Raw genomic sequence first — 13,837 nt, forward strand, 5'->3', positions numbered from 1 at the left:
GTTTTTAAGGGTTTTGATCTCCACCCATTTTATTAAAATCCCAGATAAGCGAAAGCATAAAGTACCTTTTTATCGTGGTAAAGCTGGTTTGGCTTAACATATTCCCATTGATATCTCTGGTAAAACCGGTATTTTGATTCAAAAGATCATTCGCTGATAAGCTAAGTTTTAAACTCTCTGACTTCAGAAATTTTCTACTGATCTGAGCATTTAAGATCAACATGCTGAAACTGGTATTAAATGATGCTGTTTTTGCTTTATACTCATAACGGGCATCTGAACTCAGCTCAATTTTCCCCGGTAGCTGCACAACTATATTAGCATTTCCGTTTAACCCCCAACCATTATTATTCGCCTCTTTCTGCAGAGAAGATTCATTCGTTGTATAAGTAGGTCCGAAACTTATAGAACCCTGATAAGAGGTATGATCATAGCTTGATAGCATAAAGTTTCCTAAATAGGTATTAGACTGCATTTTATTAAGTACATTATTGACGTAACTGTAATAAGTATTTCCGCTGGAATTAAAATACAGTCCTCCTGTCATTCCAATAAATTTTAATTTTTGCTGATAACTGGCTCTCAAACTATAACTATGCGTTTTATTGTCATCCAGATTTACCCACCTGTAGATACTTTTCCCTACATCATCTATTTCAATACTGTTGATGACAGGACTTGAAGTTATTCCAAAATTTGCTCCCAGATAAATGCTTTGTTCATTCAATGTTCGGTAAGCATTATAGCTTGCTTTTATTTCTTGATTGAAAGAAGGTTTCAATAATGGGTTGCCGGTTATAATATTCAACGGATCGTTATTAACCCTTACAGGTTGAAGCTGATCAAAAGTTGGTCTTATAGTGTTCCCTGAGTAACCCACTTCAAGCTGTTTCTGAGGGCCAACCTCATATGACAGATTAGCTTGTGGATTCCAGTTAGTAAAATTTCTTTTAAAGGAAGATTGTTGAACCCAGTCAGACTGATCAAGATCCATACTGATTATTTTTGCTCCGAAATTAATCGTTGCTTTATCTTTCTTTAGATTAAAAATTGCACCTCCAACGTTCATACGCTGAATCAGCGTATAATTATTGCTATACTTCTCATCGGGAATAGTATAATTACCATCAGCAGAAAGATTAAACGTCTTTCTGTCTGCCTTGTTCTTATTTATTCCATAAGCATAGCTCAATACAAGACTTAATGAACCCGTTAAAGGTTCCGTATAGGCTAGATTACCTATAAATTCAGAACTTTTAATTGAATTGGTTTTAAATTGATCAATGACCTGTACGTTATCTGGACTACCATTAGTTCCTAAAAATTCGTTATGAGTTCGTAAATATCCGTCTGTTTTAGAATCTCCCAAATTTTGTTTAAGATTGGCAGATAATGTTCTTCCTGCTTTTTTTAGTTTTTTTGTCAGAAATACATTTGCATTCAAAGACTGATCATAGCCTTTGTTTGTTATTGTCCTCAAACTTGTATTTAGCAACCGCTCCTGAGAAAAGCTTTTCCCGCTGAAGAATTGCTCATTACTGATCCTTTTATGATTTCCGGCGACAGATAGCTTTACACTAGAAGTGGAATCCAGCTTTATCTGATAACTGATATCCAACTTTTGTCTGGATGTACTGTTGGAAAAAGACTGGTCCGAATTTGAGGAAATAATTCCTGCTAACAGGTTATTTTGATTCAATGTATTTTTAGAACCGTCAACTGAAATAGATCCATTCTTATAATTAATATTAACTGCTTCTTTACTATTATTCCACTTGGTATCATAATGTATTCCTCCCGATTTTACTATAGGAATCCCTTCCCCATTATATTGTCCGGATTGTGCATCAAGTCCGTTTTCATCATCTGTAGTCATAGATCCCCGCCCTGCTTCATCGAATTGAATATCATCTGCTGATCCATACTTTTGATTATCTTCCCATCCGAGACTTATTTTTCCGGTATTCCCAAAAATTCCATAGGCAGAAAGTTTTTGCTTTCTTTTAAAATAATTGATCATCCCTTTAATATTGTAAAAGTTTCTTGTACCTCCACCTACATCGGCTTGCCCAAAATATCCGTTTTTAGCATCTTCTTTCAATTTGATATTAATGGTTTTCTCTTTCACTCCATCATCAATTCCCGTAAAAGCAGCCTGATCACTTTTTTTGTCGTATAGCTGAACTTTAGAGACCATATCTCCCCTAATATTTTTAGTAACCAGCGTAGGATCATCTCCAAAGAATTCTTCACCATCCACCAGTACTTTATTTACTCTTTTCCCCTGTGCCGTAATCTTACCCTCCTGGTCAACCTGTATTCCCGGCAGCTGCTTCAGTAAATCTTCTACCTTAGCATTAGGTTTAATGATATAGGATGATGCATTAAATTCTGTGGTATCTTTTTTTATCCTTACTGCTGCTGTCTTTCCTTTTAAAATAACCTCTTCAAGCAACTTTTCTTTCCGGAACAGTTTTATTGCACCAAAATCAATATCATTTTTTGTCTGATCCGGGCTAAATGACAACACATGGTCAGCATAATCATGATAGGTGATCAAAAAAAATATTTTTTCACTTTGATTTCCGGACATATTAAAATTTCCGTTTTCGGAAGCTCTGGTAAATTTGACTAAAGTAGAATCTTTTGCCTTCAAAGCTGTAATAGTGGAACGGTGCAATGCCGAACCGGAAATACCATCCGTTACAGTTCCTTTAACACTCCAGTTTGATTGCGCCATACAATACCCTGAAAAAATAAATGTGAATATGAACAGAAAAGCTGCATTATATTTTGGCTGGTAATTCATCAGTTTATATTTTAATAACACAAACATAGCGGCTTACCTTTTGCAGGTAAAATATAAATGATCAACATTTCTATTTCCATGATCAACTTAGTTTGTCATCTATTTTTGACAATTATGAGTAAAATGAAGAGCTTTGTAAATAAAAAATGATGAAAAAAAATGCAAACTGGCCCATAGAAAAAATATCCTTCGAGGTCGTTTTCTTTGTGACAGTATTATTCCTGACAGTTCTTCATCAATGGATTGCTTCAAATACTTTCGGATATTTCTTTAGTCCTGTCCTATTTTTTATCGTCGTTTATTTGCAGGCCCAGCTATATCGATATATCGCGTTACCGTCACTTATCAATAAAAAATATGTTCAGTTTGGGTTCATAACTATTGCTTATCTATTGCTTGTAGTATTGGTATTCTCAGGCCTGAACAGATATTGGCCTAATCAAACTTATCATCATGGCGAACGGAAAACAATCAAGTTCATTATATACTATGTATCAACCTGTGTTATCAGCAGTATTTTCATCATTTTTCTGGCTTTGATCAGGCAGTATTATCAAGCATTGGAAAAAAGAACCCGAGATCAGCTACTTCTTAATGAAATGAATACTAAGCTTCTTCACTATCAATTAAATCCCCATTTCTTTTTTAATATGTTTAACAATCTGTATGGGGTAAGTTTAACTCATCCTGAAAGAATTCCGGAATTAATTCTTCAACTTTCCAATCTCATGCGTTATCCTCTTGAAAAGGGAAACAATGCTGCTGTAAGTATAAAAGAAGAACTGGAATACATTAAAACTTACGTTAATATAGAAAAAGAAAGAAGTGGTAAGCGCTGTAAAATAACACTGAATCTCCCCAATGATAAAGAATCTATTTCCCATTATCAAATAGCACCTTTGCTATTAATAACACTGGTTGAAAATGCCTTTAAACATAGTGCAGGCTCCCTTAACGAATGGTTTGTCAAACTTCATTTTGAAGTTAACGCCAATGAGTTCAAGGTTGATATTTCAAATTCTCTCCCGGAAACACCTATAAAAAAAGAATCACTGGGAATGGGGCTCAGCAATATCCGTAAACGACTGGACCTTTTATACTCTGAGTATTATACTTTTGAAATCTATCAGCTAGATTCTGAATACAGAACCATTTTAACTATTCAATTAAATGCCTTATGAATCTCATGAATCCTCTAAACTGTATTATTGTAGATGATGAAGACGGAGCCCATCTTGTTATTGAACATCACCTGAACGGATTACAAAGTCTGAACCTTTGTGGTAGTTTTTTTAATGCAAAAGACGCCATGGATTACTTATACAAAAATCCGATAGATCTGATATTTTTGGATATCAATATGCCGGGTCTTACAGGGATGGAAATGCTGTGTGCCATGAATCATCCGCCATTAGTAATCCTTACAACTGCATATAGTGAATTTGCCCTTGAAAGCTATAAATATCAAGTGGTAGACTATCTGATCAAACCAATCTCTCTATCCAATTTTTTATCCGCGATAGACAAAGCTATTTCCAGATTCAAACCAATTGGTTTCCCTCCTACCCAAGAGAAACCACTTTCTCCCATTGAATGGTTAACTTTAAAAGTTGACGGAGATTATATACGGATTACTACCGATAAGATTGAATATATACAAAGCTGGGGAAATTATGTAAAAGTATTTACCGATGGACATTTTCTTTTATCTCCAATAACAACCAATGAGATTGAGCAAAAGCTGGATATTTTAAAATTCATCCGTATCCATAAATCTTATATAGTAGCATTAGATCAAATAAAAAAAATTACCGGGAACAGGCTTTATTTAATGAATGACACCGTTATTCCTATCGGCACAACCTATCGCAAACAACTTTTAGAACGGCTAAACTAAATAATTATTCCGGTAAAAAATATTATCTTTGTAAAGTGAAACACTTAAACAGCATATTACGTCTTCCATTCTTCAGTGAATATTACACTCCGAGCTATCGTTCGGGAAGACTTTCTATATCTGTAATCTAAATTAAATAATCTAATTAACATATAGAGCCCGGACAGTACTGTCCGGGCTTTTTTCATTTAAAATATTTCAACATGATCAATACATTACAAGAAAATGTCTCTATCATCCTCCCGGAAAACGGATTGGAAGAGAAATTAAAACAGGCAAAAGAAGAAAACAGAAAACTTTCCATTAAACTGGGCTTTGATCCTACTGCTCCTGATTTGCATCTCGGGCATGCCGTTGTTCTTAAAAAACTGAAGCAGTTTCAGGATATGGGTCACCAGATTATTATTGTAGTTGGTAGTTTTACAGCTAGAATTGGTGATCCAACCGGAAAAAATAAGGCAAGAAAACCTTTAAGCGCTGAAGATGTTCAGCATAATGCACAAACTTATATCAACCAGTTATCTAAAATTATTGATGTTGAAAAAACAAAGATTGTTTTCAATTCTGACTGGCTTGATGCATTAAATTTTTCAGAGGTTATTCAGCTGTTATCAAAAGTAACAGTTGCACAGCTGATGCACAGAAATGACTTTAACAAAAGGTTTACAGAAAATACACCTATTGCCATGCATGAACTGGTATACCCTATTCTACAAGGGTTTGATTCTGTAAAAATTGAATGTGACATTGAAATGGGTGGAACAGATCAGCTTTTCAACTGTACAATGGGAAGACAACTGCAGGAAGTTCATCAGATTCCAGCCCAAATCGTAATGTGCATGCCTTTATTGAAAGGTCTTGACGGAAAGGAAAAAATGAGCAAGTCTTTAAACAATATCATCGGCCTGACTGATGAACCGAATGAAATGTTTGGAAAAACCATGTCTATTCCGGATGCTCTCATTGAAGAATTTCTTGATCTTACCACCGATTTTTCAATGGAAGAGAAGACCAACTTGAAATTAAAAATGGAAAATGGGGAAAACCCAATGAACATCAAAAAACGGGTTGCCAAAAATATTATCAGTCAATACCATGATGATGAATCTGCCGAAAACGCTGAATTGTTCTTCAATAACCAGTTTCAGAATAAGAATTTTGAAGAGAAAAGTTTTGAACCTGTTCCTATCAATACGTTAACTCATATTCAGCATAAAACGACTGTCCTTGAGCTTTGTCATCAGTTAAAAAATGACCTCAGCAAATCTGCCGTCCGAAGACTGATACAAAGTGGCGGAGTTCAGATCAACACAGTTAAAATGATGGAACCAGATGAAGAAATTGAACTTGTAAAAGAAACTAAAATAAAGATCGGCAGAAGAAGTTTTTTTGAACTGGCTTAAAAATATGGATTGGAAGCCGGAATACTATACAATTTCCGGTATTCCTTTCCTGCTTAAGGTCAACTTTTATTTCCAAATCCAATTAAATCAATATCTTCGCCCCAAGAAACAAAAAAATGACGCAGGCTGAAATCCTTACCCTGATTGATGAAGAATTGTTCACTGACAACATTAAAACGGAGCTCAGTGAGCACAAAATTGTATGGACAGATCCTTCAGGTACGGAAAATTCGGTCTCCCCACATCAGACAGCTATCAATAATGAAGGAATTATTGCATGGTGGCAATGTAATGAAGCAGGAAAAGAAAAGGTTCATATCAGACTAAGAGAAAAGAAAGTCATTACCTGGAAACCACTCATCAATACTCTGGGACAACCAACATTTCGGGATGGTATTTTGTATTTTCATGAAAATTATCTGATCATTAAGTATAAGGACACTCATTACCAAAGGCTTTTTATTTTTAACATCCGAACCTTAAAGGATGAAGAAATTCTTATCAATGCCCTTACCATTCAGGTTAAAATAATAGGAAATGAGTTATTTTTAGGAGGTCTTTACCAGGATGAAGAGTTTATAAAAATCACAATGTATCCGGATCATCTTGAAAAAGAAAATATTAACGAAGCCTATCTTCAGCAAAGAAAGATTACATTTGATTAAATAAAACAACTGTCAGCAAACAGGTTTATTTATCATTAAAGTCAGGAATTAATAGTACAACAAACTTGTATATGAAAAGAAATATTTCGATCTATATGTTTGACGGTATAAAAGCTGCAAGGAATCTTTATGAGGACCTCCAGCATAGAATCTATCATACCAGTACATTTAAAAATTATATTGAAGAGAAAGAAAATGGTAGCATAACCTTCAACAGGATTCTGGAATATATCAGAAATGATATTAATATGATGCCTCCCAATGACTTTTATGAAATCATCCATTTCTTTAGAAGTCAAATATATCCGTTATTTGCCCATGATTCTTTAGAAGCAAGAGAAGAATATCTTAAAACCCTGTACGATTATTTAGGAATCACTCGACTCTATGAGCTTGATACACTTAATGCGGGCAAAGCTTATGCTTATCTCTATGAAACTTATGTTGACTATTTTCCTATTGCCAGAATAAAAGGAAAGTATTTCAGTGCCAATATACAATCCGAAGATTTTTTACACTTCAATGATTTTCTGATTCTGATGACCAAAAGAATTATTGAAAGTAAATTATATGATTATGATGATGTGTTAACAGAAGAGGAAGAAAGCATCATTGAAACAATACGATTAGAAAACCAGCAAAACTTACTTTTATCTGAAGCAATTGAAGATCAGATGAAATTTCTTATAAATGTATTTTTTCCTGATGACAGACAGGATTTTATCCAGGCCGTTTATCATGCCTGCACCTTCTTAAAACAAGCCATCAGAATAAGATCAATGATTGATCTACAAAAAAAACCAAGGGTTATTATTGTAGATATTTATTAATTCTTTTCTCTCAACAGGGGAAATATGGCCTGAAATTCGAATTCAAAAAACCTATGAAAACTCCACTTACCTACCAAAAAGCAACAGAAAACGATATTGATTATCTTCTTGATCTAAGGACGAAAACCATGGTTCCGCATTATGCAGAATCCAATCTTCCTACAGACCATGAAACAACTCTCAACCGGATTCTTGATCAGTTTGATAAAGCAAATATTATTTTTCTGGATCATCAACCCATTGGGCTTTTAAAAATAGACAGAAAAAATACAAATATCGATATCCTACAGCTTCAGATTGATCCCAGCCAACAAGGCAAAGGACTAGGAAGAATGATCCTGAATGATATTCTGGAGGAAGCTTCTTCAACAGGAAAAACAGCTTCTTTAAGTGTTTTAAAAACCAATAAGGCTCAAAACCTTTATTTAAGCATGGGATTCAAAACAGTAAGTGAAGATGAATATTCTTTCTTCATGGAGTTTACACCGGATTAAACACGAATAATCACAAAAATAACCTCTCATTGATTAGGCAGATTGTGCAGTTTTTTTGATCACAGGATGTTGATGATTGCGAAAAAGAAAATCAAAGATTTTCAAAATTTTTCTGTACTTCTTATGTAGAAAGCATCTAACTAGAAATCACTTAATCGCTAAAAACTTTTATGGCTTTTATGATTAATCTTATTTCCCACAGATTGCACGGATTTTCACAGATGATTGTGCATATAATGTGTAGAAATATTTTACCCTCGTTGATTAAGCAAATGTTTAAGTAAAAGTCTGCTTAATCAGCGAAAGTATAAAACAATATAAGTTTTGGTTAAAGCCATTGGATTTGGATAGAATATAAAAATCAGGCTAAAGTACATTTCTATTGAATTTAAATACTTTCATTCTATTTTTTTACTGCTATACTTCCAACTTCACTCTTCCAGCTTCCAACCTATCTCTATCTACTGATTCGCCATTGTCACATAAATCAGCCTTCCTCCCTCTTCTGCAGACAACAGTATTTTTTTCCCATCAGTAAGTTCTACCATAGATCCAGGCAGAATTTCTTTCTGTTCTGTAATATCCTTCATTCCTGGTAAACTTTGATTTACCAATACCCATTTTCCCTGATGAAAGGTAAAATATCCTACAGGCATCTTGTCCTGCATGGTAAGGTTTTCATTTCTGATCACCTTTCTGGACACATGCCATTTAAATAAATATTGGTTGTGATATACCATCAATCTGTGGTTTTCAGGTTTCCAAACCTCATCATCAAACTTAAAATACAGATCCAGAACCGGAAGCGTTCCCTGGTGTGGAGTTCCACAGAAAGGGCATTTCGGATTGCTGGTATTATCAAAGACATACCATTTCTCTGCACAGTCGGAATTCCGGCAAGGCTGTATCAGGTCTACAGTTTTCAGTAAAGCAGTTTCCCATTCATTAGCAGTGGGACGTCTGATTGGATCATGTAATCCCTCAATAAAAGTTTTTCTGAATAAATCCGCAAGGTACGGACCTGTTATAGTATAGGGAATTTTTTGCGGATCACCCCAAAAGGCATCCCATTTTCTAAGATGGTCAGTTCTTACATGATTGGAAGGATCATTAGGATGTTCCACAAACAGGGCTTTTTCACCCATAGATATCATTTCATCCTTTTCAGAATCCAGATCCCAGATCTTCCCACCACGGAGAGGGTGTCTTCTCAACAGGTACATATAGATCAGCACTGCAAGAGCATGAAGATCAGTTTTTTGATTGGGCAGGTACCTATTGGGGTCCTTAAGGCTAAGATGTTGGGTTTTTAAAACTTCAGGCGCTATAAAATCAGCTGTTCCAATGACTTCCGGTGGAAATAATTTGGGAACAACAAGGCCATCAATATCAATAATACATGCAGATTTCGTCACCGGATCTACCAGAATATTATTATAGGAAAGGTCTGAATGTGCCAGTCCCATCTGATGAAGTTTTTTCACTCCCCTACTGATGTTAATAGCAATCTGAAAATAACTCAGCCAATCCCCTAATTCAGACTGATCAAGCCTTAATGGATACTGTGGGTTTCTGAACATCGGAGCCGTAAACCACTTTCCGACTTTATCTTCACTCTGAATAGTATCAGAACCTACATACCCTTTAGCAAAAAAGAATTTTTGATGATAAACAGGAACAACAATTCCTGTCAGCCTGTCTTTTTCCACAATATCATATGGCCATCTGAATATTTCGTTTAAAAAGTATTCTGCAGAATTACCGTTCTGAATGTTTTGCAGATAGGTGGAAACAATTCTCATAATTCTTTCTTTCTGCCCTTCATCCAGTGGATTTCTGTAAAATGCAACTACATATTCTCTGTCCGGCGAAAAGTAAACATCTTTTACTCCTCCCTGAATCGGTTTTTCATCTACATATTCATAGGATTTGGCTGCATCCAGAATGGAGACAACCCTGATGGTCTTTTTCATATTGAATTTAATAAATTATGGCCAGTGTACGGTCGTCATGGTTTCCGCGGCTCCAAAAATCAGTCCAGTGGAGAAGTTGTTGTGCAATTTCGGTATCATTGATAAAGTTTACTTTAGAAAGATCATCGTTAGCACCATTAAGATCGTTAAAAAATGTTTTCCAGCTTTCTGTATCTTCCAGCTTGCTTTCGGTAAGGAATTTAGGATCATAAATCCCATCTGTCATAAGTACCAGATATGAAAAATCCTCCACACAGCTTATCCTGAAACGGGAAACAATATGATCGTTGAAAATTTCCTTCATGGTCATAAAACGGGTACCCCCACTGAACTCACCGACATCCATGATATTTAAAAGCTTTATCTCTGAAAAATCAGTATTGACAAGACTGATGGGACAGTCTCCTACTCCAAAATTCAAAATAACATATCCAAAACTGAACTTCTTAACCAAAGCAAAAATAAGAGTGGTATGCAGATCATTCATGGAAAGATTATTTTCAGAAGCTGTTTTCTCCAAAGCATGATGTACATATAAAACACCTTCATAAAGACGTCTTATTACATGTTCTTTGGCTCCATCCTGCTCTTTTTCTGAATTATCTGAGGTATAAATGATCTCGATATTATTTTCAATTTCATTTAAAACTTCCGGAGAACTGAAAAACTCATTGACAGAAATTGTTGCCAGCCTTGAACCTTCTCTTGCCATGGTAGCAGAGCCGGCACCATCAGAAACGGAAACAATATTCCAGTCTGAAGGAAGCTCATTCACTGCAAAATCATCCTCTCTGAATTTCCCTTCATGGGCATGAGAACGGCCTCTTTTAGAAACCACAACAATTTTTTTATCTGAAAATCTTCCCTGAAATGAAGCCTCATCTTCTTTATAAAAATCAGCTTCCTTGTCAGCAGGAACATTTTTCCATAAGTCTTTGGGATCAATATTAACCAGTAGCTGAACTCTTTTAATCTCAGTATTCTCTTTATCCTCAATATGGAAAAATTCAATATCCAGATGATAAAGATTATTGGCCATCGGAGTTCCTGAAATCCTGTTATTTTCAAACATAAGCCCGGTTACTTCTAAATTCGTGATGGTTTTAATCTTTATATTCGGAAAATCTTCTATTTCAAAACTGAATTCATAAAACTTTCCTGCGTTAGCATTTTTTAATACCCAGTGAACTTCTTTAAATTCTTCTTTTTCTTTATAGATAATTCCTTTTTCCATAGGTTTTTTCCCAATCCCAAAATAAAATGAAGGTATTTTCATGGCCTAAATAATTTAACCTAAAGTTCTGTTGATATCAAATCCTCCTCCGGAATATCCGTAATAATCGGAAGTACCGCACCAAGGACATTTATTATACCCTTCTCCCTGCAGGCAATGAATCCCACCACATGAGCAGGTTGCCAGAGCAATAGGATTAGCACATTGAGGACAGGAAGTTCCCCCCTGAAGTTCTTCTATTGAAATTTTCAGATTACTCCTTTGGGCAGAAGACAGCCTGTAATAAGATTTTTCATCAATTTTGTAGGCTCCTTCCAGTTTATAATATCTGGTTGACATCCCTGGAATACTTGATTCACCGAATGTTTTTTTAAATTTCATCAGATAGAGTTTATCCGTCTCTGAACATTTGCCATTCAGAACCACAAAATTATTATCCGGAAAACGCTGTTCCATCTGTGGATCTACCTTTTCAAGGATGACAGAGTCTATTTTAGACAGGTTAATTCCCTCTTTCTTTGCCTCAGTAACACTTTGGCTTGTAGTTTTAATAGAATCAGTTACCCATTTGAAAAATTCTTTATAGGAATTTTCATCTGTATTATTGAACAGTAAAACATTATCTGCCAGCGAGCCCAGAAGTTTATAATTGGTATTCTCTCCTATGGAAACCGCAATGGTATTAGCCTTTCCGTTATACTTATTCTTCCATCTTTCGATGGCCTTGGTAGCATCATCCGTAGGAACACCGTCTGTAAACAGAAAAACAATAGGTTTCCAGTCTCCTTTACGGTCATACGTCGTTTTTATAACCTCTTTATCAATACAATCCATGATTTTTATTAAACCCTGGGATAATGAGGTTCCGCTTCCAATCGGAATTTTGGGTGGATAAAAACTGATTATATCCTGAAGTGGTGTAATCACTTCAGCCTCTCCGGCAAAGCCTACCACTGAAATATAAACCGTTTCCAATGAATACGGATCCTTCTTCAGTTCCCTGACGATATTGGAAATTCCTTCCTGCACCTGCTCAATCGGGTCTCCTACCATAGATTCGGAGACATCGATCAAAAAATAAATGGGTAGCCTTCTCATACCTGTAAAGACAATTTTTTAAATAATAATAGTAAGCTCCGATGGTGGCGGAGGCAATGTTATGTGATCTGTTGTATTCTGCGAATGTCCGCTCTGAGTAATAGAAGAACTCACCCATCTGAAAAAGGAAGAGAGCGTTATGGCATCTGTAGTATCCAGCTTTACAACATGATCTGTGAGCTCCTTAAGATACTGTTCATCCGCTTTAGGGCCAGCTGCACATCCTACAATGGCTCCAAATTCCAACCCTCTAAGTACAGAAATCATCTGTCTGTATTTCTGAATGTCAGAAGGTTTTCCATCCGTAAATATAAAAAGTAACGGCTGCCAGTCTCCTTTTTCATCACCAGATCCTTTTACAAGATCCTTCTGAACAAGTTCTGCAACCATTTCTAAAGCTGCTCCTGTATGCGTTGGCCCACTATCCGGACAGGTAATCTCCATGGGATAAAAATTGGATAAAGCAGTTAAGGGAATGATATTTTTAACCTCTCTATCAAAGGTAATAACGCTTAAATGAAGGCTGTCCATCGCTTGTGGATCTGTGCGGAGCATACTGATAAGGCCATTGAAACCGTTATTCAGTGCCTGGATAGGCTCTCCATTCATGGAACCGGAAGTATCCAGTAAAAAATAGGCTAATAATCTTCTGTTCATAAGGCGGTTATTAATTCTGAAGCCGGCGGAGGAAGTCGAAGACTTCCCAGCCGGCTTTTATGTTGAATAGAAATTTACAATCTAGTTTGAATACGAATACTGCTGTCTCAGAATATCAATAAAGTTATCCGTATTGTGAGGTTCTCCCACGGCACGGAACTTCCAGTCTCCATTATGACGGTATGCTTCAGCAAAAACCATCGCACACATTCCGTTCATACTCGAATCTCCGGAAAGGCTGTATTTCGTAATTTCTTTACCTGTAGCATCCACAGCACGGATAAATGCATTTTCAATCATTCCGAAATGCTGGTTATTGGTTCTTCCCTGATAAATGGTAACCAGAAATACAATTTTTTGGTAACTTTGATCCAGCTGGTCCAATTTCACAATGATCTGCTCATCATCCCCATCTCCGGCACCGGTTCTGTTATCTCCTGTCAACCATACATTTCCGCTTGGATGCTGCATAGAATTAAAGAAGATCACGTCTCCCTGATACATTCCCATTTGTCTTCCGTCATTCGTCTGAACCGTTCTCCCAAGATTAGCAACCTTTCCGTTACCATCTAAAAGAAATGCTACTGCATCAAGATCATATTCCGCTTCTTTATTAAAAAGTTTTCCAAAGAATCCTCCCTGCTTCCTTACATCCCATCCTAAACCGATCGTTACCTTTGAAAGGTCATAAACACTTTCTCCACGGTCGTTTTTTCTTAAATCAATCGTTTGACCTTTCTGTAAATTAATTGCCATAGCTATCGTTTTGTGTATTTA

General features: G+C 35.9%; 12 protein-coding genes. 6 read left to right on the forward strand and 6 right to left on the reverse strand.

Annotation, left to right across the window (positions count from 1 at the left end):
- Positions 1-4: 4 nt before the first annotated feature.
- On the reverse strand, positions 5-2,809 hold the full coding sequence (locus tag M2372_RS05710) for an outer membrane beta-barrel family protein (RefSeq protein WP_185018687.1): 2,805 nt from the start codon (positions 2,807-2,809) through the stop codon (positions 5-7).
- 146 nt (positions 2,810-2,955) lie between these two features.
- On the opposite strand from M2372_RS05710, the gene M2372_RS05715 reads away from it, so the two are divergent.
- From M2372_RS05715 to M2372_RS05740, 6 genes are all read left to right on the forward strand, one after another.
- Entirely contained in the window at positions 2,956-3,990 is a 1,035-nt protein-coding gene (locus tag M2372_RS05715; RefSeq protein ID WP_123318010.1) for a sensor histidine kinase, read from the forward strand.
- Between the two features lie 5 nt (positions 3,991-3,995).
- Complete coding sequence (locus M2372_RS05720) at positions 3,996-4,706, forward strand: LytTR family DNA-binding domain-containing protein (RefSeq protein ID WP_123319056.1); 711 nt, start codon at positions 3,996-3,998, stop codon at positions 4,704-4,706.
- Positions 4,707-4,909: 203 nt separating this feature from the next.
- On the forward strand, positions 4,910-6,109 hold the full coding sequence (gene tyrS / locus M2372_RS05725) for a tyrosine--tRNA ligase (protein ID WP_123318009.1): 1,200 nt from the start codon (positions 4,910-4,912) through the stop codon (positions 6,107-6,109).
- Positions 6,110-6,225: 116 nt separating this feature from the next.
- Positions 6,226-6,774: a hypothetical protein gene (locus M2372_RS05730; RefSeq protein ID WP_123318008.1), complete on the forward strand. Its 549-nt coding sequence runs from the start codon at positions 6,226-6,228 to the stop codon at positions 6,772-6,774.
- 71 nt (positions 6,775-6,845) lie between these two features.
- Complete coding sequence (locus M2372_RS05735; protein ID WP_123318007.1) at positions 6,846-7,604, forward strand: hypothetical protein; 759 nt, start codon at positions 6,846-6,848, stop codon at positions 7,602-7,604.
- A 53-nt stretch (positions 7,605-7,657) separates the two neighbouring features.
- The gene (locus M2372_RS05740; RefSeq protein WP_123318006.1) at positions 7,658-8,098 is read left to right on the forward strand and encodes an N-acetyltransferase; all 441 of its coding nucleotides are present in this window, start codon (positions 7,658-7,660) and stop codon (positions 8,096-8,098) included.
- A 461-nt stretch (positions 8,099-8,559) separates the two neighbouring features.
- Here M2372_RS05740 and M2372_RS05745 read toward each other — a convergent pair whose 3' ends face one another.
- The 5 genes from M2372_RS05745 to M2372_RS05765 form a co-directional block, all read right to left on the reverse strand.
- Positions 8,560-10,071 carry a helix-hairpin-helix domain-containing protein gene (locus M2372_RS05745; protein ID WP_123318005.1) on the reverse strand — a complete coding sequence of 504 codons (1,512 nt, stop codon included), beginning with the start codon at positions 10,069-10,071 and terminating at the stop codon, positions 8,560-8,562.
- 7 nt (positions 10,072-10,078) lie between these two features.
- The gene (locus M2372_RS05750) at positions 10,079-11,347 is read right to left on the reverse strand and encodes a PP2C family serine/threonine-protein phosphatase (protein ID WP_123318004.1); all 1,269 of its coding nucleotides are present in this window, start codon (positions 11,345-11,347) and stop codon (positions 10,079-10,081) included.
- Positions 11,348-11,359: 12 nt separating this feature from the next.
- The gene (locus M2372_RS05755) at positions 11,360-12,403 is read right to left on the reverse strand and encodes a TerY-C metal binding domain-containing protein (RefSeq protein WP_123318003.1); all 1,044 of its coding nucleotides are present in this window, start codon (positions 12,401-12,403) and stop codon (positions 11,360-11,362) included.
- Between the two features lie 18 nt (positions 12,404-12,421).
- The gene (locus M2372_RS05760; protein WP_123318002.1) at positions 12,422-13,060 is read right to left on the reverse strand and encodes a VWA domain-containing protein; all 639 of its coding nucleotides are present in this window, start codon (positions 13,058-13,060) and stop codon (positions 12,422-12,424) included.
- 81 nt (positions 13,061-13,141) lie between these two features.
- The gene (locus M2372_RS05765; RefSeq protein WP_115970094.1) at positions 13,142-13,816 is read right to left on the reverse strand and encodes a TerD family protein; all 675 of its coding nucleotides are present in this window, start codon (positions 13,814-13,816) and stop codon (positions 13,142-13,144) included.
- Positions 13,817-13,837 lie beyond the last annotated feature (21 nt).

Source organism: Chryseobacterium sp. BIGb0232, from assembly GCF_024810195.1.
In the GTDB taxonomy this organism is placed as follows: domain Bacteria; phylum Bacteroidota; class Bacteroidia; order Flavobacteriales; family Weeksellaceae; genus Chryseobacterium; species Chryseobacterium pennae.